Source organism: Shimia sp., from assembly GCF_039969785.1.
Lineage (GTDB): Bacteria > Pseudomonadota > Alphaproteobacteria > Rhodobacterales > Rhodobacteraceae > Shimia.
Window position 1 is genome coordinate 84,116 of the sequence record NZ_JBDVNC010000048.1, and the last position, 25,306, is coordinate 109,421.

25 protein-coding genes, 1 tRNA gene and 1 pseudogene are annotated in these 25,306 nt (G+C 56.4%); 16 read left to right on the forward strand and 11 right to left on the reverse strand.

Annotated elements, in window-relative coordinates; translation table 11 throughout:
* The first annotated feature begins 29 nt into the window (after positions 1-29).
* From ABJI08_RS21260 to lpdA, 4 genes are all read left to right on the forward strand, one after another.
* Positions 30-1,448, forward strand: a complete 1,419-nt coding sequence (locus ABJI08_RS21260; RefSeq protein WP_348403854.1) for a nucleobase:cation symporter-2 family protein — start codon at positions 30-32, stop codon at positions 1,446-1,448.
* Between the two features lie 183 nt (positions 1,449-1,631).
* Positions 1,632-4,286: a pyruvate dehydrogenase (acetyl-transferring), homodimeric type gene (gene aceE / locus ABJI08_RS21265; protein WP_348403855.1), complete on the forward strand. Its 2,655-nt coding sequence runs from the start codon at positions 1,632-1,634 to the stop codon at positions 4,284-4,286.
* A gap of 23 nt (positions 4,287-4,309) precedes the next feature.
* The gene (locus ABJI08_RS21270) at positions 4,310-5,572 is read left to right on the forward strand and encodes a 2-oxo acid dehydrogenase subunit E2 (RefSeq protein WP_348403856.1); all 1,263 of its coding nucleotides are present in this window, start codon (positions 4,310-4,312) and stop codon (positions 5,570-5,572) included.
* 12 nt (positions 5,573-5,584) lie between these two features.
* Positions 5,585-7,324, forward strand: coding sequence for a dihydrolipoyl dehydrogenase (lpdA, locus tag ABJI08_RS21275; RefSeq protein ID WP_348403857.1), 1,740 nt, complete (start codon positions 5,585-5,587; stop codon positions 7,322-7,324).
* 281 nt (positions 7,325-7,605) lie between these two features.
* On the opposite strand, the gene ABJI08_RS21280 is transcribed toward lpdA, so the two are convergent.
* Genes ABJI08_RS21280 through ABJI08_RS21290 form a run of 3 tightly spaced genes read right to left on the reverse strand, consistent with a single transcriptional unit; the run spans position 7,606 to position 11,139 of the window.
* Positions 7,606-9,384, reverse strand: a complete 1,779-nt coding sequence (locus ABJI08_RS21280; protein WP_348403858.1) for an SLC13 family permease — start codon at positions 9,382-9,384, stop codon at positions 7,606-7,608.
* A gap of 44 nt (positions 9,385-9,428) precedes the next feature.
* The gene (locus ABJI08_RS21285; protein ID WP_348403859.1) at positions 9,429-10,319 is read right to left on the reverse strand and encodes a DMT family transporter; all 891 of its coding nucleotides are present in this window, start codon (positions 10,317-10,319) and stop codon (positions 9,429-9,431) included.
* Between the two features lies 1 nt (position 10,320).
* The gene (locus ABJI08_RS21290; protein WP_348403860.1) at positions 10,321-11,139 is read right to left on the reverse strand and encodes a TIGR00282 family metallophosphoesterase; all 819 of its coding nucleotides are present in this window, start codon (positions 11,137-11,139) and stop codon (positions 10,321-10,323) included.
* A 322-nt stretch (positions 11,140-11,461) separates the two neighbouring features.
* On the opposite strand from ABJI08_RS21290, the gene ABJI08_RS21295 reads away from it, so the two are divergent.
* The gene (locus ABJI08_RS21295; protein ID WP_348403861.1) at positions 11,462-11,719 is read left to right on the forward strand and encodes a DUF333 domain-containing protein; all 258 of its coding nucleotides are present in this window, start codon (positions 11,462-11,464) and stop codon (positions 11,717-11,719) included.
* Positions 11,720-11,850: 131 nt separating this feature from the next.
* On the opposite strand, the gene ABJI08_RS21300 is transcribed toward ABJI08_RS21295, so the two are convergent.
* Both ABJI08_RS21300 and mgtE read right to left on the reverse strand, forming a co-directional pair.
* Complete coding sequence (locus tag ABJI08_RS21300; RefSeq protein ID WP_348403862.1) at positions 11,851-12,411, reverse strand: 5-formyltetrahydrofolate cyclo-ligase; 561 nt, start codon at positions 12,409-12,411, stop codon at positions 11,851-11,853.
* 12 nt (positions 12,412-12,423) lie between these two features.
* On the reverse strand, positions 12,424-13,818 hold the full coding sequence (gene mgtE, locus ABJI08_RS21305) for a magnesium transporter (RefSeq protein WP_348403863.1): 1,395 nt from the start codon (positions 13,816-13,818) through the stop codon (positions 12,424-12,426).
* Positions 13,819-13,953: 135 nt separating this feature from the next.
* Between mgtE and guaD the strand changes: the two are divergent.
* Positions 13,954-15,255, forward strand: a pseudogene (gene guaD / locus ABJI08_RS21310) (guanine deaminase).
* A 137-nt stretch (positions 15,256-15,392) separates the two neighbouring features.
* Here the strand turns inward: guaD and ABJI08_RS21315 are convergent.
* A complete protein-coding gene (locus ABJI08_RS21315) occupies positions 15,393-15,632 on the reverse strand; it encodes an Lrp/AsnC ligand binding domain-containing protein (RefSeq protein WP_348403864.1) in 240 nt (79 codons plus the stop codon).
* A gap of 131 nt (positions 15,633-15,763) precedes the next feature.
* Here ABJI08_RS21315 and hisB point away from each other — a divergent pair, with 131 nt between their 5' ends.
* The 3 genes from hisB (at position 15,764) to hisH (ending at position 17,602) form a co-directional block, all read left to right on the forward strand.
* Positions 15,764-16,351 (forward strand): imidazoleglycerol-phosphate dehydratase HisB, encoded by a 588-nt coding sequence (gene hisB, locus ABJI08_RS21320; protein WP_348403865.1) that lies wholly within the window; start codon positions 15,764-15,766, stop codon positions 16,349-16,351.
* Between the two features lie 51 nt (positions 16,352-16,402).
* Positions 16,403-16,885, forward strand: coding sequence for a GFA family protein (locus ABJI08_RS21325; RefSeq protein WP_348403866.1), 483 nt, complete (start codon positions 16,403-16,405; stop codon positions 16,883-16,885).
* 78 nt (positions 16,886-16,963) lie between these two features.
* Positions 16,964-17,602: an imidazole glycerol phosphate synthase subunit HisH gene (gene hisH / locus ABJI08_RS21330; protein ID WP_348403867.1), complete on the forward strand. Its 639-nt coding sequence runs from the start codon at positions 16,964-16,966 to the stop codon at positions 17,600-17,602.
* Positions 17,603-17,678: 76 nt separating this feature from the next.
* On the opposite strand, the gene ABJI08_RS21335 is transcribed toward hisH, so the two are convergent.
* Positions 17,679-18,077, reverse strand: coding sequence for a DUF2147 domain-containing protein (locus tag ABJI08_RS21335; protein WP_348403868.1), 399 nt, complete (start codon positions 18,075-18,077; stop codon positions 17,679-17,681).
* Positions 18,078-18,217: 140 nt separating this feature from the next.
* Between ABJI08_RS21335 and hisA the strand changes: the two genes are divergently transcribed.
* The 5 genes from hisA (at position 18,218) to ABJI08_RS21360 (ending at position 21,175) form a co-directional block, all read left to right on the forward strand.
* Positions 18,218-18,940 (forward strand): 1-(5-phosphoribosyl)-5-[(5-phosphoribosylamino)methylideneamino]imidazole-4-carboxamide isomerase, encoded by a 723-nt coding sequence (gene hisA / locus ABJI08_RS21340; protein WP_348403869.1) that lies wholly within the window; start codon positions 18,218-18,220, stop codon positions 18,938-18,940.
* A 25-nt stretch (positions 18,941-18,965) separates the two neighbouring features.
* Positions 18,966-19,421, forward strand: coding sequence for a DUF2867 domain-containing protein (locus ABJI08_RS21345; RefSeq protein WP_348403870.1), 456 nt, complete (start codon positions 18,966-18,968; stop codon positions 19,419-19,421).
* 63 nt (positions 19,422-19,484) lie between these two features.
* The gene (gene hisF, locus ABJI08_RS21350) at positions 19,485-20,246 is read left to right on the forward strand and encodes an imidazole glycerol phosphate synthase subunit HisF (RefSeq protein ID WP_348403871.1); all 762 of its coding nucleotides are present in this window, start codon (positions 19,485-19,487) and stop codon (positions 20,244-20,246) included.
* On the forward strand, positions 20,243-20,557 hold the full coding sequence (locus tag ABJI08_RS21355; protein ID WP_348403872.1) for a phosphoribosyl-ATP diphosphatase: 315 nt from the start codon (positions 20,243-20,245) through the stop codon (positions 20,555-20,557). Before hisF ends, ABJI08_RS21355 begins: the two co-directional genes overlap by 4 nt.
* 84 nt (positions 20,558-20,641) lie before the next feature.
* Positions 20,642-21,175, forward strand: a complete 534-nt coding sequence (locus tag ABJI08_RS21360) for a hypothetical protein (RefSeq protein ID WP_348404020.1) — start codon at positions 20,642-20,644, stop codon at positions 21,173-21,175.
* A 7-nt stretch (positions 21,176-21,182) separates the two neighbouring features.
* Here the strand turns inward: ABJI08_RS21360 and ABJI08_RS21365 are convergent, their stop codons facing one another.
* From ABJI08_RS21365 to rlmB, 3 genes are all read right to left on the reverse strand, one after another.
* Entirely contained in the window at positions 21,183-21,650 is a 468-nt protein-coding gene (locus ABJI08_RS21365) for a CoA-binding protein (protein ID WP_348403873.1), read from the reverse strand.
* A 202-nt stretch (positions 21,651-21,852) separates the two neighbouring features.
* Entirely contained in the window at positions 21,853-22,011 is a 159-nt protein-coding gene (locus ABJI08_RS21370; RefSeq protein WP_348403874.1) for a hypothetical protein, read from the reverse strand.
* Positions 22,012-22,238: 227 nt separating this feature from the next.
* Complete coding sequence (gene rlmB / locus ABJI08_RS21375; RefSeq protein WP_348403875.1) at positions 22,239-23,018, reverse strand: 23S rRNA (guanosine(2251)-2'-O)-methyltransferase RlmB; 780 nt, start codon at positions 23,016-23,018, stop codon at positions 22,239-22,241.
* Between the two features lie 137 nt (positions 23,019-23,155).
* Between rlmB and ABJI08_RS21380 the strand changes: the two genes are divergently transcribed.
* Positions 23,156-23,239, forward strand: a tRNA-Tyr gene (locus ABJI08_RS21380).
* A 435-nt stretch (positions 23,240-23,674) separates the two neighbouring features.
* Complete coding sequence (locus tag ABJI08_RS21385; protein WP_348403876.1) at positions 23,675-24,502, forward strand: LysR family transcriptional regulator; 828 nt, start codon at positions 23,675-23,677, stop codon at positions 24,500-24,502.
* Here the strand turns inward: ABJI08_RS21385 and ABJI08_RS21390 are convergent.
* Positions 24,499-25,275 carry an EcsC family protein gene (locus ABJI08_RS21390; protein ID WP_348403877.1) on the reverse strand — a complete coding sequence of 259 codons (777 nt, stop codon included), beginning with the start codon at positions 25,273-25,275 and terminating at the stop codon, positions 24,499-24,501. The two genes, ABJI08_RS21385 and ABJI08_RS21390, sit on opposite strands and share 4 nt — an antisense overlap.
* Positions 25,276-25,306 lie beyond the last annotated feature (31 nt).

A 25,306-nucleotide genomic window follows, 5' to 3' on the forward strand; every position in this document is an offset into this window, starting at 1 on the left:
GAGAACCCCATACAACAGGAGATGAAAGTATGGCTGACACTACACTAGGGACAGCACAACAGCTGAAGGACCCGAACTATACCCCTCCCCTTGCCAAAGCGATCCCGCTTGGCATCCAGCACGTGCTGGCGATGTTTGTTTCAAACGTCACGCCCGCCATTATCGTGGCTGGCGCCGCCGGGTTTGGGTTTGGCTCTGACGCCGGCGCCATGGGCTTTCCGGACATGACCTACATGATCCAGATGTCCATGCTCTTTGCGGGCATAGCCACGTTACTGCAAACCATCACTCTGGGTCCGATTGGCGCCGGATTGCCCATCGTTCAGGGCACGTCGTTTGCATTCCTGCCAATCATGATCCCACTGGTCGCCGGAAAAGGCCCGGATGCGCTGGGTATTCTGTTCACCGGGGTTTTGGTGGGCGGTCTGTTTCATGGTATCCTCGGGCTGTTCATCGGTAAGATCCGGTTTGCCCTGCCCCCGCTTGTAACCGGGCTGGTTGTCACCATGATCGGGCTCGCACTGGTCAAGGTTGGCATTCAATACGCCGCAGGCGGTGTTCCGGCCATTGGAAAACCTGAATACGGCTCTCTGCTGAACTGGTCAGCGGCGCTGGTGGTGATTTTTGTGACCCTGGGTCTCAAGTTCTTTGCCCGCGGTATGCTGTCTGTTTCCGCTGTGTTGCTGGGGCTGATCGTTGGCTATTTCTACGCCCTTGCGGTTGGCATGATCACCGTGGAAGGCATCGCTCAGAACTGGGCCTTTGCTCAGGCCTTTGCTCTGCCGACCCCGTTTAAATACGGTTTCGAATTCAGCCTTGCCGCCTTTATCGGCTTTGCGCTGATGTCGTTTGTGTCCGCTGTTGAAACGGTGGGCGATGTCTCAGGGATCACCAAGGGCGGCGCTGGACGTGAAGCCACCGATAAAGAGATCGAGGGCGCGACCTTTGCCGATGGTGTCGGCACAGCCATAGCCGGTATCTTTGGTGGTTTGCCAAACACCTCGTTCAGCCAGAATGTCGGCCTGATTGCCATGACCGGCGTCATGAGCCGCCATGTGGTAACTTGTGGTGCGATCTTCCTGATCATCTGCGGACTTGTGCCCAAGGTTGGCGCTGTCATTCGTACCGTTCCAATCGAAGTTCTGGGCGGTGGTGTGATTGTCATGTTTGGCATGGTGGTTGCTGCCGGTGTTTCAATGCTGGCCGATGTTGACTGGAACCGACGCAATATGGTGATCTTTGCCATTGCGCTCTCGATTGGTCTTGGTCTTCAGCTGGAACCCGGCGCGGTTCAATATCTGCCTGATACGCTGCGCATCCTGATGACCTCAGGTCTGTTGCCTGCCGCGTTGATCGCCATTGTCCTGAACCTTGTCCTACCCGAAGAACTGGCCGCGGAAGCGACCGAAGAAGTTTCGGGTGGCATGGCTGGCCACAACAAAGACTAAATCACCTCAATCCAAAACTTGGGGTCAGAGCTTGCGCTCTGGCCCTTTTTTATTGCCTTATACCCACTAATACGAGTTTCCCGCTGGGTGCATGACTGTTATGTCCTCAGCTATCTAGCCAAGTAGTTTAATATTAAACTATAAGATCGCAATGCTACGTCAACCTGGAGGAGGACGCTGTTAATGGCGAACCAATTCGAAGATACCGACCCTATTGAAAGCCGCGAATGGCAGGAAGCTGTCGAGGATGTAATTGCCCGCGACGGTGCCGATCGCGCACATTATCTGTTGGACAAAGCTGTTCAGCAAGCGCGCGCTGCCGGTGCAAACCTGCCGTTTTCATCCACAACCCCTTATCAGAACACAATTCCTTCCGATGAACAGATTGCTGTACCCGGCGATCAGGAAATGGAATGGCGCATCCGTACCATCAACCGCTGGAACGCGATGGCAACCGTCGTGCGCCGCAATAAAGTCTCTTCAGAATATGGCGGGCACATTGCGTCCTTTGCCTCTTCTGCTGTGATGTATGATATAGGCTTGAACCATTTCTGGCGCGCCAAGTCCGCGATTCATGGCGGCGACCTGGTCTTCTTTCAGGGCCATGTCATCCCCGGCATCTACGCCCGTTCCTTTATGGAAGGTCGCCTGAGCGAAGAACAGCTTGAAAATTTCCGCTCCGAAGTTGGCGGCGGTGGTCTTTCGTCTTACCCACACCCCTGGTTGATGCCTGATTACTGGCAGTTCCCAACCGTTTCGATGGGTCTTGGCCCGCTGATGGCGATCTATCAGGCGCGGTTCATGAAATACATGCACAACCGTGGTCACATCGACATGGCCGACCGCAAGGTCTGGTGTTTCCTTGGTGACGGCGAAATGGACGAACCTGAATCGCGCGGCGCCATCGATCTGGCAGTACGCGAAGGTCTCGACAACCTGATCTTTGTGATCAACTGCAACCTGCAACGTCTGGATGGCCCGGTTCGCGGCAACCACAAGATTGTTCAGGAACTGGAAGGCGACTTCCGTGGTGCTGGCTGGAACGTGATCAAACTGCTCTGGGGCAAAGGCTGGGATCAGCTTTTGGAAAAAGACACCTCGGGCAAACTGCGCCAGTTGATGGATGAAACCGTCGACGGTGACTATCAGACCTTCAAAGCCAAGGACGGCGCCTATATCCGCGAACACTTCTTTGGGAAGTACCCGGAAACCGCTAAACTGGTCGAAGACTGGACCGATGATCAGATCTGGGCCCTGCGCCGTGGTGGTCACGATCCCGAAAAGGTGTACACCGCATTCAAACGCGCCACCGATACCAAGGATCAACCGACCTGTCTGTTGGTCAAAACCGTCAAAGGGTATGGTATGGGGTCTGCCGGCGAAGGCCAGAACACCACCCACCAACAAAAGAAAATGGCCGAAGATCAGCTTCGTGCTTTCCGCGATCGCTTCCAGATCCCGGTCAGCGACGAAGACCTGCCCAAAGCGCCTTTTGTTAAACTGAACAATGCTCAGAAATCCTATCTGGCGGACCGTCGCAAAGAACTTGGCGGAGAATTCCCCAAACGGTTCAGCGATGCCCCGTCTCTGGAAATCCCCGGCCTTGAACGGTTCGAAACCCAGCTCAAAGGCACAGGCGAGCGCGAAATCTCGACCACAATGGCCTTTGTCCGCATTCTGACCACGCTTTTGCGTGACAAGAAAATCGGCAAAAACATCGTGCCGATTGTGCCGGATGAAAGCCGCACCTTTGGTATGGAAGGTCTGTTCCGCTCGGTGGGTATCTACAACCCGAAAGGTCAGAACTATACGCCCGAAGATGCCGATCAGATGATGTTCTACAAAGAGAAAATCGACGGTCAGGTTCTTCAGGAAGGCATCAACGAAGCCGGTGCCATGGCAGACTGGATTGCGGCGGCGACGTCCTATTCAAACCACGGCGTCCCGATGATCCCGTTCTTCATCTACTATTCGATGTTCGGGTTCCAGCGCATTGGCGATCTGGCCTGGGCCGCAGGCGACAGCCGCGCTCGTGGGTTTATGTTGGGCGGCACCGCCGGACGTACGACGCTGAACGGCGAAGGTCTGCAACACGAAGATGGTCACAGCCACATTCTGGCCGGCACCATCCCGAACTGCATCAGTTATGACCCGACCTATCAATACGAAGTCGCCGTCATTCTGCAACATGGCATGAAGCGCATGTATCAGGATCAGGAAGACGTCTATTTCTACCTGACTTTGATGAACGAAAACTATGCGCATCCCGATATGCCAATGGGTGTCGAAGACGAGATCATCAAAGGTCTCTACCGGTTCCAGGACGTCAAAAAGCCAACCAAAAAGCACGTCACGCTGATGGGATCGGGCACCATTCTGGTGCAGGCGGTCAAAGCTGCGGAAATGCTGCAGGAAGACTTTGGCGTCACTTCGGAAATCTGGTCAGCCACCAGCTTTAACGAACTGGCACGCGATTGTCAGGACGTGGCCCGCTGGAACCGTCTGAACCCGACCGAAGAGCCGAAAACTTCGTTTGTGACGCAGCAGTTGAGCAAGGCCAAAGGCCCTGTCATCGCGGCCACCGACTATATGAAGAACTATGCAGAGCAAATCCGCGCCTGCGTTCCGGGCCGTTACACGGTTTTGGGCACAGACGGATATGGCCGCTCGGACAGCCGGGTCAATCTGCGCCGGTTCTTTGAAGTTGACGCAAACCACATCGCCGCCGCCGCAATGGTCGACCTTTATCGCGACGGCAGCATCACCAAGAAAGTGCTGGAAACAGCGCTTGCCAAATATGACATCGACGGCGCCAAGCCGAACCCGCGCCTGGTGTGATCGGGACGTAAGGAGGATTTAATATGACTGTAGAAGTAAAAGTTCCCGATATTGGTGATTTTTCGGAAGTACCGGTTGTCACCATTCTGGTCAGCGTCGGTGACGTGATCGCGGTTGAAGACCCGATTGTCGAACTGGAAAGCGACAAAGCCACGATGGAAGTGCCATCATCCACGGCCGGTAAAGTGGTCGAGATCAAAATTGCCGAAGGCGATATGGTCTCCGAAGGCTCCCTCTTGCTGCTTGTCGAGGGAGAAGGCGCGGCAGAGGCCCCCGTCGAGGCGGCCCCTGCCGCTGCCGCCCCTGCTGCTGCAGCGCCGGCCGCACCAGCAGCTCCGGCGGCGCCTGCCCCGGCCGTGACAGATGCCGGATTTGGTAAAGCCCACGCGTCGCCTTCGGTGCGTGCCTTTGCCCGCCAGCTGGACATTGATCTGAACAAGGTCAATGGCACAGGTCGCAAGGGACGTATTCTGCGCGAAGACGTCACTGGATTCCTGAAATCGTCAACCGCTGCGGCCCCGGCCCAGGCGGGCGCGGCTTCGGGCGGTATGGGGATCCCACCAATCCCGGTTGTCGATTTCTCGAAATTCGGGCCCGTGGAAGATGTCGAAATGCCCCGGATCAAAAAGATCTCGGGTCCGGCATTGCTTCGCTCCTGGCTGAACGTGCCGCATGTCACCCATAATGACGAGGCCGACATCACCGATCTGGACAAGTACCGCAAGGAAATGGACAACATGGCCAAAGAGAACGGCTATCGCGTTACCTTGCTGAGCTTTGTTATCAAAGCTTCGGTCAGCGCCTTGAAAACCCACTGGGAATTCAACTCTTCGATCCACCCGGACGGCGACAAGCTGATCAAGAAGTCCTTTTATAACATTGGTTTTGCCGCAGACACGCCTAACGGGCTTATGGTGCCGGTGATCAAGGATGCGGACCGCAAAGGTCTGGTCGACATCTCCAAAGAGTTGATGGAGCTTTCTGCCAAGGCACGTGCCGGCGAGCTGAAAGGTCCTGACATGCAGGGCGCGACGTTCACCATTTCGTCGCTTGGCGGCATTGGCGGGACATCGTTCACGCCCATCGTGAATGCACCCGAAGTGGCGATCCTTGGGCTGACACGTTCGAAAATGGCGCCGGTCTGGAACGGTGAGGAATTTGTGCCGCGTCTGATGCAACCGCTCAGCCTCAGCTATGACCACCGCGCCGTTGACGGAGCTTTGGCCGCACGCTTCTGCGTGACGCTCAAAAATCTGCTCGGCGATATGCGCAAGTTGATGTGGTAAGGAGACAGACCAATGGAAGTTAAAGTACCCGATATTGGCGACTTCTCCGAAGTTCCTGTTGTTTCGATTTTGGTCTCGGTTGGCGACACAGTCGCCGCCGAAGATCCTCTGATCGAACTGGAAAGCGACAAGGCGACCATGGAAGTGCCTTCACCCGCCACAGGAGTGGTCAGGGAAATCAAAGTTGCCGAAGGTGACAACGTTGGCGAGGGATCTCTGATCCTTGTGCTCGAAGGCGCCGGTGGCGCGACCGCAGAGGCCATCGAGGCCCCTGCGGTCGCAGCACCCGCCGCACCGACAGCGGTTGCCGCAACCGGCACCGCATCGGGCGCCGGGGACGTACACGGCGAAGTGGTCGTGCTGGGCTCTGGTCCCGGTGGTTACACAGCTGCATTCCGCGCTGCAGATCTAGGCAAAAAAGTTGTCCTGATCGAAAAGGACAGCGCGCTTGGTGGTGTTTGCCTGAACGTGGGCTGTATTCCGTCCAAGGCGCTGTTGCATGCTGCCAAGGTTATGACCGAAGCCGAAGACATGGCGCATCACGGCATCACCTTTGCAAAACCAGACGTCGACATCGACAAGCTGCGCGGCTGGAAAGAAAGCGTGATCACGCAGCTGACCGGTGGTCTTGCTGGTCTTGCCAAGGCCCGCAAAGTGCAGGTTGTGAACGGCTATGGTACGTTCACCGGCCCCAACATGATCGAAGTCGATAATGGTGGCGTCAAATCCACCGTCAGCTTTGATCAATGCATCATTGCTGCTGGTTCCGAGCCAGTCACATTGCCGTTCATCCCGCATGACGATCCACGTGTGATCGATTCAACCGGCGCGTTGGAACTTGAAAACGTACCAGAGCGGCTACTCGTGCTGGGCGGCGGCATTATCGGTCTGGAAATGGCCACCGTCTATGACACGCTTGGGTCAAACGTGACCATTGTCGAGTTCATGGACCAGATCATTCCAGGTGCTGATAAAGACATCGTCAAGCCTTTGCACAACCACATCAAAGCGCGCTACGAAGCCATCCTGACCAAAACCAAGGTCACAGGTGTCGAAGCCACCGATGCCGGTCTCAAAGTCACGATGGAAGGTCCGGACGGCGAAAAAACCGATACGTTTGACAAGCTTCTTGTCGCGGTGGGACGCCGCCCGAACGGTGCCAAGATCAACGCAGCGGCAGCTGGAGTTGGCGTGGACGAGCGTGGTTTTATCGCGGTCGACACCCAGCAGCGCACTGGCGTGCCTCACATCTTCGCCATTGGCGACGTGGTGGGTCAGCCGATGCTGGCACACAAGGCCGTGCACGAAGGCAAAGTGGCAGCCGAGGTCTGCGCCGGACACAAGCGTTTCTTTGACGCGCGCGTGATCCCGTCTGTCGCCTATACCGACCCCGAGGTGGCCTGGGTCGGTGTGACCGAAACGCAAGCCAAAGCGGAAGGCATCAAAGTTGGCAAAGGGTCTTTCCCATGGGCCGCATCAGGACGGTCTTTGTCTCTGGGCCGCTCGGAAGGCATCACCAAGGTCATTTTTGACGAAGAAAATGACCGCGTGATTGGCGCGGGTATCGTTGGCCCCAACGCAGGCGATCTGATTGCCGAAGTGGCGCTGGCCATCGAAATGGGCGCGGATGCAGTGGATCTGGGTCATACCATCCACCCGCACCCCACGCTCAGCGAAACGGTGAACTTTGCCGCGGAAATGTTCGAAGGCACAATCACCGATCTCATGCCGCCGAAAAAGAAGAAAAAGTAACAATACAAAGCCACCGCCCCAGTTTTCGGGGCGGTGGTTCCTCTCAATACCCGATACGTTACCTCCGGATCGACCAAACGTATCGCAAATTCCAAGGCCAGAATTGCGCAACTTTCGCGTCAATTCTCTTTCCCTGAACCGTCCCCATCCTAGCTGTCCACCACCGCATCAATTTTCCGTTCTTTCGGTACACTCCGGGGGTCCGGGGGGGCAGCGCCCCCGGCTGGGCCCAACAGCTCAGGACGCCGTCAGGCGGCCGTGCTGGCGGGAGCCTTCGTTCCCTAAAGCGGAAAGAAAAACGGGATCAGTGCAGATGCCAAAAGCCCAACGCTCAAGTTTAGCGGAATGCCAACCTTCAGAAAATCAGTAAACCGATACCCGCCCGGCCCATAGACCATCATATTGGTTTGATAACTGATCGGCGTGGCAAAAGTGGCGCTTGCGGAAATCATCACCGCCACCACTAGCGGGCGCGGATCGACACCCAATGATGTGGCAATCCCAATCGCGACCGGTGTCAGAACCACAGCAACCGCGTGGTTGATGGTTTCTGACAGCACAGAGGTCAACAGATAAATGGCCCACACAATAAAGAACGGCGGCAACCCTTCGATAAACGGCGATAACGCGTGCACGATCAGCTCAATTGCCCCGGATGTTTCCAGCGCCGTAGCCACGGCCAGCATTGCAAAAATCAGCGCCAGCAACCGCCCATCCACAAACCCAAATGCCTCATCGCTGTCGATACACCGGGTCAGGAAAACGGTCGCCATGGCCAGAACCGCCAACAACAGGATCGGTGCCACACCCATCGCCGCCAGCGCAACAATGCCCGCCAACGCACCAATCGCAATCGGTGCGTGGCTGCGGCGATAGGCGCGGTCAGTCGGCTTGGACACGTCCAGCATGTTCATTTCTTTGGCCAGACGCTGAATATCTTCGGGCGCACCTTCCAACAACAAGGTATCACCCGCCTGAACCACCAGATCATCCAGCTGACGCCCGATATTCTTATCCCGGCGATGTGCTGCCAACGGGTATACTCCAAAGCGACGGCGAAGGCGCAGATCGCCCAACTTGCGCCCAACCATTTTACAGTTTGGCGTGATCAACGCTTCAACCGTTTCAGTTTCGACTGCAGAAACCTGATCCACCCGTTTCAGGGACTTGTTGCTTTGCAACCCCAAAAGTTCGGTCATCTTGGTGCGCAGAACCACACGGTCACCCACCTGAAGCGTTACTTCGGCCAGATTTCGGCGCAAAGACGCATCGCCACGGATCACGTCGACCAAACGTACACCTTCGCGTTTAAAGAGCTGAACCCCCAAAATTTCGCGGCCGATCAAGTTGGATTCCGGAGGCACGACAGCTTCCGTAAAAAATTTCTTGGTTGATTTATCCGATGACAGCAAATCCGCCATGCTGTCCCGACTGGGCAACAGGCGGGGCGCAACAAAACGCAGGTAAAGTGCCCCCCAAACCGCCAATATTGCAGCTAGCGGTGTGACCTCAAAAATGGTGAAGGGTTCCATGCCACGCGCTCGTGCGACACCATCCACCAACAGGTTAGTCGATGTCCCGATTAAGGTCAGGCAGCCCCCCAGAATGGCTGCATAGCTGAGCGGGATCAGGAATTTACTGGCAGAGATGTTCAGCTTGCGCGCAAGTTGCACAAACACAGGGATCATCACCACAACAACCGGTGTGTTGTTCATAAAGGCTGACGCAATCATGACAAATGCCATCAATGCGCCAATTGCCACTGCCGGGCTGCGCTCGGCCTGCGCTTCTGCAAGCTGTGTGAACCAATCCAGCGCACCGGTGCGCACCAGCGCCCCCATCACGATAAACATCGCCGCAATTGTCCACGGCGCCGGGTTGGACAAGACATGCAACGCCTCTTCATATGGCAGCAAGCCAAGCACCATAAGAACCGACGCCCCGGCAATGGCGACAACTTCTGTGGGGTAAACTTCGCGCATGAACAGCGCAAACATACACGCGACAACACCAAGCGCCAGAAATGCCTGTGTCGTCTGGCCAAAATCAAATAGGTCCATCGTTCTTCCGAATTCTGTTTGACACTACAATCGCTTATGCACGCCTAAGGGGCAACCCTGTCCTGCGATCTGGGCTGGACTAGAAACATGCCTGCCAGAATAAGCGCCATCGCACCCCAAACCCAAATCGAATATCGCTCTGAAAGGATTAACATTGACCACAGCACGCCCGTTCCCGTGACCACATACGAAACCTGCGCGGCAAAGACCGATCCTGCGCGTGACACCAGCCAGACATAAGACGTGTAAACCACCACATGGATCAATGACGACGCCACAACCGCATATTCAGGCGCATTCCATTCTGTGCGGGGATCGATGAACTGTCCGCTGGCAATCGCCAATGGCAACGCGACAACAGCCCCCACAACAGAAGCACCAAACAGCACATGCCCTGGCCCCAGCCCATGCATGCCCCATTTAGAGACAATGTTGCCCTCAAACCCGTAACATAACGGCGCCACAACCGCGATCGGCAGCCAAATCGCCATCGCCGCGTCCGGCAGCGCGTCGGGCCCGGCGAGGATCACCACCCCGACCAATCCGACCAGCAAGCCGCCCAACCGCACCCAATTGAACTTGTCGACGCCCAGAGACAAAGCAATCGGAAAGGCAAAGATCGGCACTAACGAAATCACAACCGACATGACACCAGCCGGTAAAAACGCCGCAGCACGATAGGAAAAGCTGTTAGGAATAACTGTGCCCAGTAGGGCGATCAGCAGAAAGAACCACATTAATCGCAATGGCAACGTAATCGGCTTGCGTGCGACCACCCGATAGGCCCCCATGCCCAGCGCACCAATCACCATCTGCCAAAAGATCAACCCAAGTGGCAAATAGCCTTCGGACACCGCAATCTTGGTCAACGGTTGGGTCAGCCCCCAGCCAGCGCCCATCACCAGCAGTGCAAGCATCCCCTGCGTGCGTGTCATGTCAGGCGGGACCGGACTGAGACAATCGTCCGCCCTGACGCACCATTTCAATGCGTGTGGTTTGACCGGTGCGGTCGTCCGTTTCGATATAAACACCCGACAGCGTGGCCTCGCCCAGCGCTGGCGTGAACCGGGCTTTGGGCATTCCGGTGACAAACCGGCGCATCGGTTCCGTCTTTTCCATACCAATCACCGAGTCATAATCTCCGCACATGCCCGCATCAGCCTGAAAACCGGTGCCTTTTGGCAAAATCTGCGTGTCGGCGGTTGGGATATGCGTGTGCGTGCCCACAACTAGGGATGCGCGCCCGTCACAGAAATGGCCCATGCCCATCTTTTCTGACGTGGCCTCGCAATGCATGTCAATGATGGCCGCCTGCACCATGCCGCCACGCGGATGCGCCCGCAATACCTGATCCATGGCCGAAAACGGATCGCCATAAGGCTGCTTCATGAACACCTGGCCCAATGCCTGCGCCACCAGCACCTTGCGCCCGCCCGGCGCGCCATACACACGAAACCCACGCCCCGGCACATCGCCTCTGGCATAGTTCAGCGGTCGCAGAATGCGCGGCTCAGACTGAATGAACTGCATCATGTCTTTTTGATCAAACGCATGGTCGCCCAAAGTCACGCAATCCGCGCCGGACTCGAGCAGGACTTTGGCATGTGCGCCCGAAAGGCCCATGCCATTGCTGGCGTTTTCGCCATTAACCACGACAAAATCCAACTTCCACGCCTCGCGCAGCTTTGGCAGTCGCTCCTGCACAGCCGCACGTCCCGCGCGGCCCATCACATCACCAAGAAAGAGTATCTTCATGAGGAATTTGCCTAACCGCCTTCATCCCTCACGACAAGTGGCGCATTCAGATTTTTCAGTTTTTCACAAAAATGAATGGCCCGATTAGAAACTTATGTATTCCTGTCATTCTATATCGCAATAGCCCATCAAAGCCGCATAGTGGCGTCAAATCGTAACTGCGTCTTGCCCACGGGCTACCCCCAGATGAAATTACCGCAATCAATGACCATCAATTCCCCTGCATCACGCATAATAAATTGCATTCCTTGCATATATAATCAGACCGTTATGCTGATCACATTAATTTGAATACAAGGGAGTACTGAAAATGCATGTATCTATGAAAGCTCTGGTTTCGGCCGGCCTCCTGTTTGGGCTAAGCGCCTGTTCAGATACCCCCGCAGAAGCCAACTATTCGAACGCCGCCGCACAATATTGCGTCGATTCCGGAGGCCGTCACATAGAAGACGACTTCTCAGATGGTAAATGCCACTTGCGAAATGGTAATAGAATCGACGCCAGAGAGCACTATGATTACAACGCCTCGCGCGCATCAAACGCAGGAGCGGCCGGTCCGGGCGGCGGTGGACGGCGTTAACAATTACGCTTCAAATGTTTAGCCGTTCAGATGTACATGCCTAAAATGACTTAGGTTTCATAGCATTTCGGCTTGCTTACCTGCGATTACGTGCGGCGCTATCAAAAGCGCCGCAAAGCACCGGGTGAGGCTTAAGATGCAAATTCAACAATCCGGCTTTCCGTCACAATCATGTCCAGCGGTTGATCTGTGATTTCCAGCGGAAGACTTTCGGCCTGCTGCGCCTCAAACGCAAAGCCAATCGCCAATGTCGCCCGGCGCGCGCGCAACCGCTCCAGCGTGCGATCATAAAACCCGCCGCCATATCCCAACCGCCCACCATTAAGATCAAACGCGACCAGCGGAACAATCAAAATCTCAGGCTCAAAAAACTGATCCTTGATCGGAACCTGCGCCCCAAACGGACCTTCGCGCAGCGGCGCGTCTGGTTCCCATTCAGAGAATTTCAACGCAAGCCCCGCACCCTGAATGACCGGAACACCCACTTTGCCATGGGCCGCGCATTCGGCCATGGCTGCCTGCGGGTTTATCTCGGTACGGATCGGCATATAGCCCGCCATTGCAACACCACGATATCCGGCCAGCACCTCGGACAGATGGGCCGACTGCCCCGGGCCAGCAGAGGCAAACGCCTGTTTGCGTCTGGCAAAAGCATCCTTTCGGGCCTGCGCTTTGATGTCAGCGAGTGTCATATCAAACTCTCTTTAAAGCAAAACGGCCGCAGCCAGACTGAGGAACGCGAAAAATCCAACAACATCCGTCACGGTGGTCACAAACGGCCCTGAGGCGAGCGCCGGGTCAATCCCTGCCCGGTCAAGCGCCATCGGGATCACAATTCCACCCAGCGCTGCAGCAATCTGGGTCATCAACATGGCTAGCCCGATCACCAGCGCCAGCATCGGTATGCCAAACCAGAACCCTGCCACCAGCGCCATCAGACACCCAAAGAGCAACCCATTCAATGCTCCCACTGAAACTTCGCGCCACACCACGCGCACCGCATTCTGTGTGGTCAGATCTTTAGTCGCCAGGGCGCGCACCGCCACGGTCATTGTCTGTGTACCCGCATTGCCCCCCATCGAGGCCACAATCGGCATCAAAACCGCCAACGCCACCATCTGATCAATTGTCTCGGCAAATGCTTCGATCACCAACGAGGCCAGTATTGCCGTCAGCAGGTTTACAAACAACCAGGTTGCGCGCCCTCGCGCGGCGTCAAATATCGTGTCGCTCAGGCTGGATTCGTCGCTGACCCCGGCAAGACGCAGGATATCTTCTTCGTGTTCTTCATCCAGAACCGCCATCGCGTCATCAATGGTGATCATGCCAATCAGACGGTCATCCTCATCCACCACCGGGGCTGAAATCAGGTGGTACTGATTAAACGCATAGGCCACATCGGCCTCATCCTGATTGACCGGTATGACCTGAAACAGCTCTTCGGTCAGGTCCACCATCGCCACATTGCGCCGGGTCGACATCACCTTGCTGAGCGTGACATTGCCAATCGGGCGCATTTTCGGATCGACCAGAATCACGTGGTAAAAATGTTCCGGCAACTCTTCGGCATTGCGTAGAAAGTCGATGGTTTCGCCAACCGTCCAATGCTCAGGGGCAAACACCGTTTCGCGCTGCATCAGACGGCCTGCCGAAAACTCCGGATAGGACAGAGATTGTTCCACCGCGACCCGGTCAGCATCCTCAAGCTGATCAAGAATCGCCTCTTGCTGGGGTTCATCCAGATCTTCGACAATGTCGACAATATCGTCCGAATCCAGTTCCCGAACCGCCTCGGCCAGAACGTCCGGCCTAAGGATCGCGATGATCTCCTCGCGCAGGCCCTCATCCAGTTCCGACAGAATTTCGCCGTCAAATTCCTTATCGTAGAGCAAAATCAAACGGCGGCGATCGGCCGGGCTGATCTGTTCCAGAATGTCGGCAATATCCGCTGCGTGCAGCGGTTCCATCACGTCGCTCAACTGCTGACGGTCGCCCGTTTCCACCGCATCCAGCGCTCTGGCAACGGTCCGCTGATCCAACTTATAGGCGTCGTCTTCTACCTCGGCTTCGGCGGCAATCTGATCCTGTGTTTCGGTCATGTTGCGCCCTCCTGTTGCCGGTCGCGCGGACCATAGGGGAAAGCCGGCCACAAACTCAATGGGATGCGACGATTTACAGGTCAAAAAAGGCGCGCTAACGTGTCAGACCGCAGCAATTACAGGACACGGATCGCCATGACGCAAGAGATTTTGCTGCTGGGACAAACTCTTGGCTTTGATGCCAGCCCTTTCGATGTGCCTGCCGACTCCGCTGCGCGCCACGAACACCGGGGCGGCGTGCTTTTGCGCGCGGGACAAATTGCGGCACTGGGCCCGGCGGATAATCTGAAAAAGGCGCACCCACAGGCGCAGATCATCGACTATGGCGCAGACCTGATCATCGCCGGCTTTGTGGATGCGTATGTGCATTATCCCCAGACCGGGATTATTGCCAGTTGGGGCAAACGTCTGATCGACTGGCTCAACACTTATACCTTCCCCGAAGAAATGCGTTTTCAGGACCCCGATTACGCGGCAGCGGTCGCACGCACCTATCTTGATCTGACCACCCGACATGGCGTGACAACGATGGCCAGCTTCTGCACCATCCACCCCGAATCCGTGAATGCCTTTTTTGCCGAAGCACAGACGCGTGGCCAACGCGTGATCGCCGGGAAAACCTGCATGGACCGCAACGCCCCCGATGGGCTGCGCGACACTGTCCAATCCGCCTATGATGACAACAAGACACTCCTTGAAACATGGCACGGCGTTGACCGATTGTCCTTCGCCATCACGCCCCGGTTCTCGCCCACCTCCCCCCCGGAACAACTCGCCGTGCTGGGCCAGCTCTGGGCAGAATATCCCGATTGTCTGATGCAGACCCACCTCAGCGAACAAACCGATGAAATCGAATGGGTTCAGGGGCTTTTCCCAAATGCAAGGGACTACTTAGATACGTATGAACAGTTTGGCCTGCTTGGTGAAAAAGGGCTCTACGGCCATGCCATCCACCTTACTGACCGCGAACGCGCCCGCCTAAAGGACATCGGCGCCGGGCTGATACATTGTCCCACTTCTAACATGTTCATCGGGTCCGGGCTGTTTCAGACAACCGACCTGATCAACCAGGGCCTCAGGGTTGGACTGGCCAGCGATACGGGTGGGGGATCAAGCTTTTCCATGCTGCGCACAATGGCCGCAGCTTACTAGGTCGCCCAACTGCGCCACACATCTCTGCACGCCGCGCAACTGCTCTGGCTGGCCACAATCGGATCAGCCCAAACGCTGCACCTTCAGCACAAGATCGGCAACTTACAGGTCGGAAACGACGCGGATCTGGTAGTGCTTGACCTCAAATCCACGCCTGACATTGCCCAACGCAGCGCCCGTGCAGACACATTTTGGGAAAGCGTGTTTCCCACGCTGATGATGGGTGACGACCGCGCCATCCGCGCCACCTGGATCGGGGGCGCCTGCGCTACGCCTGCCGCCTGACTGCGATCCGTTTCGAAATGACCCGCAAAAATTACATCACGAGATCAGAGGCCAGACGCCAAATTCCGAGATGTCGCCCATAGGGCGATGTCGAGATATCCAGCGTGCGCCAAAGGCGCACACATTCTGGTCCCGCCTTAAAACGCTTTGAATGTCAGCGTTGTCAGGGTGCGTTCAATCTCGGGAATATCCAGCAAACGATCATTGATGTATTTGCCGACATCCTCACCCGAAGGCACATACAGCTTCATCAACAGGTCATATTCCCCGCTGGTGGAATGCAGCTCAGAGTGAATTTCCTTAAGCGCAATTTCTTCAGCGACGTGATACGTGCGCCCGGGCTTGCAACGGATCTGAATAAAGACACAGGTGGTCATGAAAACCTCATTTCGATGTGCCCGCAGGCTGGCACAAAAGCCACCCCCGGCACAATCCCGAAACGGGCGCTCTTGGCCCCGCCCGGTCACCTGCCTATAAGGACGGCGCACTCAGGCAAAGGATCAGCCCCATGCGCAAGGCCAGCGTCACGCGAACCACCGCAGAAACAGAAATCTCCGTCGAAATCGACCTCGACGGAACCGGCGTATATGACAACCAGACCGGGATCGGTTTCTTTGACCATATGCTGGATCAGCTGTCGCGCCATTCGCTGATCGATATGACGATCCGCGCCAAAGGCGATTACCATATCGACGATCACCACACCGTCGAGGACACCGGCATTTCGCTGGGTCAGGCGCTTGCTCAGGCGTTGGGCGACAAAAAGGGTATCCGGCGCTATGCGGCCTGCCACCTGCCCATGGACGACGCACAGGTGCGCGCAGCGCTTGACCTGTCCGCCCGTCCCTATCTGATCTGGAATGTCGACATGCCGACCCAGAAAATTGGCACTTTTGACACGGAACTGGTGCGCGAATTTTTCCAGGGCTTTGCCACTCATGGCGGCATCACCTTGCATGTGGATCAATTGCACGGCTTCAACAGCCACCACATCGCCGAAGCCACATTCAAGGCCGTCGCCCGTGCGTTGCGCGAAGCGATTGAAACCGATCCGCGCAAGGCCGACGCCATCCCTTCGACAAAAGGCGCGCTCTGAGGCGCCTTTGATGCTACCCTCTCTGTCAAACAGGGACAGAGAGGAAACCCCATGTTGCCCCAAACCGGTGGGTGCCTGTGCGGCGCCTTAAGATTTCAGGTAAAGTCCGATCCGCTTTGGGTCACTGCCTGTTTTTGCAAATTTTGCCAGCGCGCCACAGGCGCGTTGGGCATGGTGGAACCCATCTTTGATCTGGATGACTTTGCTCTCATCCAGGGGACGCCCCGATGTTACACCCATATCTCTGCAGGCAGCGGACAAGAGGTCCTTGTCCATTTCTGCGACAATTGCGGAACCAAGACACACCTGACTTTTGCCCGATGGCCCGACCGTCTGGGCGTTTATGGCGGCGTGTTTGACACGCCCGACTGGTTCGAATTTTCACCCGAGAACAGCAAATACATCTTTCTGGACTCTGCCACGCGCGGCACATTGGTGCCCGCTGGTTTCAAAACCTACGGTGAACATGCCGCCGACGCAGACGGAACCCCGCTTGAGCCCATGATACCGCACGACATCCTGCATATCCGTTAATCCGCTTCCTCGCTTGGAACCGACGGGGCTTTGGGATAGTCAGCGTCTCAGATGTCCCGAACGCACACGGAGCGAGCCATGCTGACCGCAATTATCGACTATGAATCAGGCAATCTGCATTCAGCGGAAAAAGCGTTTCAGCGCATGGCCCGCGAAGTTGATGGCGGCGACGTCATTGTGACGTCTGACGCCGAGATTGTCGCGCGCGCTGACCGGCTGGTTCTGCCCGGAGACGGCGCCTTTCCAGCCTGCGCCGCCGAACTGCGTGGCCACAAAGGCATCTATGACGCGATGGTCGAAGCGGTCGAGACCAAGGGACGCCCGTTTTTGGGCATTTGCGTTGGCATGCAGCTGATGGCCACCACCGGTCATGAATATACCCAAACACCGGGTTTGGATTGGGTGGCGGGCGATGTCGAAAAAATCGCGCCGTCAGACACCTCACTGAAGGTGCCGCATATGGGCTGGAACGATCTGGTAATCGATCAACCGCATGCTGTGCTGGACGGGATTAAAACCGGCGATCACACCTATTTTGTGCATTCCTACCAATTCCACGTCGCAGATGCCAAGGACCGCATCGCGCATGTGACTTATGGTGGCGATGTCACCGCCATCGTCGGGCGTGACACAATGCTGGGCATGCAGTTTCACCCAGAGAAAAGCCAGTCCGTCGGGTTGCGCATGATTGGAAATTTCCTGCGCTGGACGCCCTGAGGTCCACGAAACGAAGTGGAGGCCCTGCCCCGGTTTTTTAGGCAAAGCCTCCACCGAAAGTTCTACAAAACGAAGATCACTTCAAACGCGTCCAGTCCTGACCACGACAGATCAGACCGCCAGCGACACAGCCTTTGACGTTCAGTTTCGAGCCAGACAGTTTCATCTTAGACTTATAGGTTTTGTCCGAATCCGGCGCCCAGATTTTGCCGCCACTATAAGCACCGCCACCGTCAGCTTTCATATCCCAGATCATCTTTTTACCCAGATGTTCATAAGTGCCGGTGTTGCTGCCATCCGCCGCGATCGCCTGTGCAATCGTTCCGCACAACGCCGCGCCACAGGTCGCAATCACGACATGCAGATAGCCACCACTGTCCCCCGGCGCGGTTTTCCACGTGCCCTCAACCGGGTCTGCCGACGCCACAGAGGCGCCGAACAGCAACGCGGCAGCAGCAAGGAATGTCTGTTTCATGGTGATCCTCCCAATGATCGTTAGCAATGAGTCTGGGCCAGCATCGACATCGGATCAAGATTGACCTGTCGTCACATTGCATTTCCGGCAAGCGCATGCCAAACCGCGCCAACCCCACATACCCAAGCCAGAGGCCCGCCATGATCCTTTATCCCGCCATCGATCTCAAAGACGGTAACGCCGTACGCCTTGTACATGGGGATATGGAACAGGAAACGGTTTTTAACGAAAACCCAGCGGCTCAAGCGATGGAATTTGTGAATGCCGGTTGCGAATGGCTGCATCTTGTTGACCTGAACGGCGCCTTTGCGGGCGAACCTGTGAATGCCGCACCGGTCGAGGAAATCCTGAAACAAACCAAAGTGCCCGCTCAGCTGGGCGGCGGTATCCGCGACATGAAAACTATCGAGAACTGGATCGACAAAGGGCTGGCCCGCGTCATCCTTGGCACTGTGGCAGTGGAAAACCCCGATCTGGTGCGCACGGCGGCCCGTGAATTCCCCGGCAAAGTCGCGGTCGGTATTGATGCCCGCAATGGCCTTGTCGCCACCAAGGGCTGGGCCGAGGAAACCAACGTCACTGTGACTGGTCTGGCCAAAAGCTTTGAAGACGCAGGCGTCGCGGCGATTATCTATACCGACATCATGCGCGACGGCGCCATGAAAGGCCCCAATGTCACCGCCACTGCGGCCCTGGCCAATGCGGTATCCATCCCTGTGATCGCCTCGGGTGGGGTGTCTTCTCTGGAGGACCTGCGCAACCTCAGATCATGCGGGGCGCCGCTCAACGGTGCCATCTCGGGCCGTGCGCTTTATGACGGGGCGATTGACCTTGTCGAGGCGTTGACTGTGATGAAAGCCTGATCTCCAAACGCCCCGGAGGCCTCCCATGTCCCGTATTCAAAAGTTGTCTTTGCCAAAAACCTCTCAGTTGTGGCAGCACGTACAACCCGGGGATTTCATTGATGGCTATGCCGTAGAAAGCACGCTCTCGCCCGAGCGCGCCATCGAGGTTGGTCTGTCTATGCCGATCTGGGCCAAGGCTCTGTTAAAAATACGCAATACCATCATGAAACCCCTTGGGGTCAAAACTGAATCCAAGAGCTTTGGTGAAGGTGCGATCTTTCCATGTACCTATCAAAGCGTCGATGAAATGCTGGTTGGCACAGATGACAAACACCTGAATTTCAGAATTTGCGTCCTGCGTGAAAACGGTCTGATCCACATGGCGACCTGGGTCCATCGCAACAATCCATTGGGGCGCATCTACCTTGCCGTGGTTATGCCCTTCCACGTGCTGATCGTGCGCGACGCGATGCGCCGTATCGCGCGCGCAGCAGCGTGATTGCATCCCACCTGTCGACACCGTAAAACATGGACTAATTTCGTCCGCAACCACAGGCTTGCAATGCTGAAAACCCGTATCATCCCTTGCCTTGATGTCGCTGATGGCCGCGTGGTCAAAGGCGTGAACTTTGTTGGCCTGCGCGATGCTGGCGATCCCGTCGAAGCGGCCCGAGCCTATGACGCCGCAGGCGCTGACGAAATATGTTTTCTCGACATCCACGCCACCCATGACAACCGTGGCGTGATGATCGACATGGTGCAGCGCACCGCAGAACAGTGTTTTGTCCCGCTGACAGTGGGTGGCGGTGTGCGCACGGTTCAGGATGTGCGCAAGCTGTTACTGGCGGGCGCTGACAAGGTCAGCTTCAATTCTGCCGCTGTCGCCAACCCCGATGTCGTCGCCGAGGCCGCAGAACAATTTGGCAGCCAGTGCATTGTCGTAGCTATCGACGCCAAAACTGTGTCCCCCGGAAAATGGGAAATTTTCACCCATGGCGGACGCAAATCTACCGGAATTGATGCTGTCGAGTTTGCCAAACTTGTGGTTGCCAAAGGCGCAGGCGAAATCCTTTTGACGTCCATGGACCGTGACGGCACCAAAGCCGGGTTCAACCTGCCCCTGACCAAAGCCATCTCTGACGCCGTTAACGTGCCGGTGATTGCCTCGGGCGGGGTTGGCACGCTTGACCACCTTGTCGAAGGCGTCACCAAAGGCGGCGCCAGCGCCGTTCTGGCAGCGTCTATCTTTCACTTTGGCGAATTCACAGTGCAAGAGGCCAAAGCCCACATGATCGCGTCCGGTATCCCTATGAGGCTGACATGAATACTCTCACCGATCTGGTCGCCACTATTTCCGCGCGCGCAAACGCCGACCCCGAGTCCAGCTGGACGGCAAAGCTTCTTGCCAAAGGTCCCGAGAAGTGCGCCGAAAAATTTGGCGAAGAAGCGGTTGAGGCCATTATCGAAGCGGTCAAAGGCGACCGTGAAAAACTGACCAGCGAGGCCGCCGACGTGCTGTTCCATTTGTTGGTAATGCTGCAGTCACGCGATGTCGCCTTTGACGACGTCCTCGCTGAACTGGCCCGGCGTCAGGGTGTCAGCGGTCTGGTTGAAAAAGCTGCGCGTGACGCCTGATACCCCTCTTTTTAATATGTTTCAGACCGGTATAGTGCCTGAAATCACCCCGCTGCCCGCCCCGGAGGTCTGACATTGTTGCGTGTGTTATTGTTTTTGTTTGCTGCAATTGGTCTTGTGGCCTGTTCGGTGCCCGAAGAGGCCAAACAACGCGACGTTGTTGGTCTGACGCGCACAATTGCCGCTTTAGGCCCTGACATCGATCCCGAAGAAGCCAGCCGTGCGGCGCGCATCGCTTATGACTATCCGCTACAACTGCGCAAAGAGTATGGCGTCACTGATTCCGCCCTGATCCACAACACCAAGGTCAACCAAGGCTATCGCCCGCGCGGACTATGCTGGCACTGGGCGGATGATCTTGAGGCACGATTGCGGCAAGAGAATTTCCAGACCCTGCAATTGCATCGCGCCATTGCCAATTCCGACAATTTGCTGATCGAACACAGCACAGTCATTGTCAGCGCAATTGGCGACACAATGTTTGAAGGTGTCGTGCTCGATCCGTGGCGGTACGGCGGCTATTTATTCTGGGCGCCCACATTGGAAGACACGCGGTACAGATGGATTAACCGCGTCGAAGTATTTGAAAACAAACGTAAACGCGCCGAGGCACGCTAACACCCCGTTACAGTTTTGACGAGATTACACCGGTCGCGAAGCCACCCATACGCAATTCGCCAAACAGCCGTTGATACTCGATCTTGGGACACCGGTTCATGATCACGTCAACGCCCCGCGCTTCAGCCTGCGCCGCCGCTTCGTGATGTTCAACTCCGATCTGCATCCAGATGGTTTTCAGCTCGTCAAATTGCGCCAGCGCCGTTTCGACAATTGGTGGCACCGCCTCTGATCGTCGAAATATATCAACCATGTCGACCGGCTCGGTAATGTCACTCAGATCACCAACCACCGTCTCGCCAAACAACTGTTTGCCCACGTGAACCGGATTGACCGGAATAACGCGATATCCCTTTAGCCCCAGATAACGCGCCACGTAATAGCTGGGTCGCACCGGATTCATGGAAACACCCACAACCGCAACCACTTTGGAACGGCGCAGAATTGTTGTCAGGAAATCATCTGAATATGTCATGTCCCTACGCTACCCCACAGTCCGACAAGAAAAAAGCGCCCAAGAGAGCCTTGGGCGCCAGGTACGGAACGAGGGACAGTGAAACAGAACACGGGAGTTCCACCTCCGCGTCTGTGCTATAGATATAGGGTCGGATTTGATCGTTAAAAGAGTTTGTAAACAGAATGTGAACATCCAGTTTACCCCCGCAAGCAAAAGACGTTCAGTCAAAAATATCTTCAACCACGTCAAAGATTTCCTCAAACCAGCCCTTGCGGCGAGATTTTCGCTTTTTCTTCTTTTGTTTAGCAGGTTTGCGCGTCTTTCCTGATCCAGCACCACCACCCGTGGACGCGGCATGCGGAGCATGGGCAACAGGCATCTGTTTGAGATCATGCAATGGCGCGCCACAGGATGCACAAGCCAGTTCATGACGCGTTTGCCCCCTCAGCACCAACGCGGCCCGCGTGCCGCAATAACAACAAGTGGCGATTTTAGATGCGTGCGGTATCGGTCTGCTCCGGCGGTTTTACGTGTTTCAATCCATGTAGGGCGCCAATGGCCCTTTTGGGAGCCTTCGGCAGCAATATTTTAGAATAGGAAACGCCGTTAGCGCGGCAAAGATGCATAAAGTGCCACCGCAGCGGCGTTAGACACGTTAAGCGAACCAAATGCACCAGCGAAATCGATCTTGACCAGATGATCCACAGTTTCCTTGGTTTTCTGGCGCAGCCCCGGCCCTTCGGCGCCCAGCACCAGCGCAACCGCATGGGTCCGCCGCCCTTCGACCACCTGTTCAATGGTCTGTTCCGCCTCGCCGTCCAGTCCCAGCACAAGATATCCCATGCCCTGAAGCGCCACGATGGTGTCCGCAAGATTACGTTCGCGCAGATACGGCTGACGCTCCAACGCGCCGCTGGCGGTTTTGGCCAGCGCGCCTGTTTCTGGCGCAGAATTATGACGTGTGCCAATCACCGCTTGCGCGCCAAACACTTCGGCCGAGCGCAGAATCGCCCCCACGTTATGCGGGTCTGTCACCCGGTCCAGCAACAACAGGCGCGGCGGGCGTTCGCCATCGCCCAGTGCCCGGTCCGCCAAAGCGCCCCAGTTCAAAGGTTTAACCTCAAGTGCCGCCCCCTGATGCACCGATTGCGCATCAATCGGCACATCAAACTTGCGCGGTTCAACAACTTCAGGGGTCAGACCAGAAAACTCAATCGCTTCGACCAGCTTGTCAGAGGCGTTTTTAGTCACCACCAGACGCAGTTTTTCGCGGGTAGGATTGTTCAATGCATCCCGCACGGCATGCAGACCAAACAACCACAAAGTTTCCGCAGCCGCCTTGCGTTTCATCTGCTCTTTTTCGACGACCCATTTGGGTTTTTTCATGGCCTGATCCCTCTGGAATAGCGTGGCGTTACCAATGCGCCGGAGAAGCGGAGGGCGCAAGGGATTTTCTTGTTGACGCCCCCTACACATCGCAGTAATCAGCCCCACACATCAAGGTTGCAAGACCTTGGGAAAGTGGGCGACAGGCCGCAAGGTGTGGCAGGGGACTGTAACTCCCTCGCGGAGACGCACGCCTGGTTCGATTCCAGGGTCGCCCACCACTTTCCTCTATAAATCAACAAACCCAAGACCGCAGCGCCCCGCAGTAAAGCAAACCGGCTTTATGAGTCTCAATGGGTTACAAGCAACGTATCCCGCAGTTTCATAAACTGTGACTCGTTGCCGCCGACCCAAATATTGGGCTAACGCCCCCCTAGGCCGCAGGCCAAACCCAACACACAAAGACGAATATCCATCTCGCCCCCCTGCCCCCATGGTCGATCATAAACTCATCTTCATCGCGCAAAGCCTTTGATTGTCGGGCATTCGGAAAGGGGTAGCTGTGATTGTCCAAATTGGCCCGGCTCTTCATTTGGCGCATCCTCACTCGCTTGGCTTGGCTGGCCTTTGCAACACAGATGGCGCCGACCTTGACCTGACACAGGGTAGCAATGTTTAAAGAGCACCTAAATGAAACGGTATGAAGTGGTCATTTCATGAATGATAAGATCGACAATTGGGAAGATTTGCGGCTCTTCATTTCTGTGGCACAGGAAGGCGGGCTTTCCCCCGCAGCCAGAGCAACAGGGCGCAGTGCCGCCACATTGGGACGGCGCATGCTGGCGTTGGAACGCCGGATGCAGAAAGACCTGTTTGTCCGACATGACCGCGGCTACGAACTGACAAGCCACGGGCGCAAGCTCTTGGGCGAGTTGAAAGAAATTGAGGCCCACATCATCCGCGCGACATCGCCGGGCACTGAACAAGTGACGCGATTGGTAAAGGTATCCGCTGGCACCTGGACAACTTTGGCGCTCATCAGACGCCTCAATGAAATTGCAGGTATGCCACCCGATGCCCGGCTTCGGTTTATTTCTGTCGAGAATATTCTGGATATCCCACGTCGTGAGGTCGTGATCGGGATTCGCAACAAACGACCGGTCGAACGAGGTCTGGCAGGCAGAAAACTCTCACGCGTGGAATTCGCGCCTTATGCAACCACGCCCAACGCCAACCGCTGGATCAAAGTGTTGGCCGACACACCCTCTGGCCGCTGGCTTGAAAAATCGATTGGCAACGATGCGGTGTGCGAGGTCAATTCACCGCGAAACGGGCTCGACCTTGCGCTGGCTGGCGACGGGATTGCCTTGCTGCCAACTTTTATCGGCGACGCCGAAAGCGCATTGAATCGCGTCGGGTCGACCATTCCTGAGTTATCTCACGACCGTTGGATCGTATTTCATCAGGATGATCGACATCTTCCCGAGGTGCGGCGCGCGATTGACCGCATATGCAATGTTCTTAAGAACGGCACCGCGCCTTAAGCCGCGCGAAACGGTTTCATCTGGTCCAACATACGTGCAACCAGCTGATCGTGATCCAGATCGGCGTCTATCGCCAATCGGCGCAGACCAAAATGCACATGTGCGATTTCCTGATAATAGCTGGTATAGGCATAGTTCGTCGCCGCGCCCGCAACAGCGCCTAAAATAGGAACGGCCTGCGCCGCAAGCTTCTGACCCAAAACAATCGACAGGCGCGGCGCGACCCGCGCAATCAGCGCCTGCATCGCTCCGCCGGTCAGCGCCAGCCGGGTGCTGACAAACGCCAGATCGGCGCCATCATCTTTGGCCAGCGGCCCCGCAGCCGCAAACACACGCACACAGTCAAACTGTACGTTTTCCGCTTGTGGATCAAAGCCTTGTCTCTGAGCTTCATCCTGAATAGCACGCAAAAGGATGGTGGTTGTCACCGGCAATTCCGCCAACGCTCCGGGCAATCCGCCAGCGCCACCTGCGGCACCCAATGCGGTCGCTATGGCGGTGTTCAGCCATGATTGCTGCTCTCCGACCAGCTTGCGCGACCCTTGTGCGGCGCGCATCGCTTGCGTCAACGCCAGCTCGGTTGTGCCGTCCAGCTTGTCACGTATCTGCACCGGCAGCCGCTCTAACAACCCCTCGGCTTGTCCGCCCAGCAGGTTAAGCACATCGATACCCAGCCCGCCTGCATTGCGATATCGCGTCGTCAGCCGTGCCAGCTCTGCCTCGGGGTCCAGATCGGCGACGTGATGAATGGTAATCGGATCAATCTCTGTCATAGGCTAAACATTGGCAGCGATCGGCCCGGGT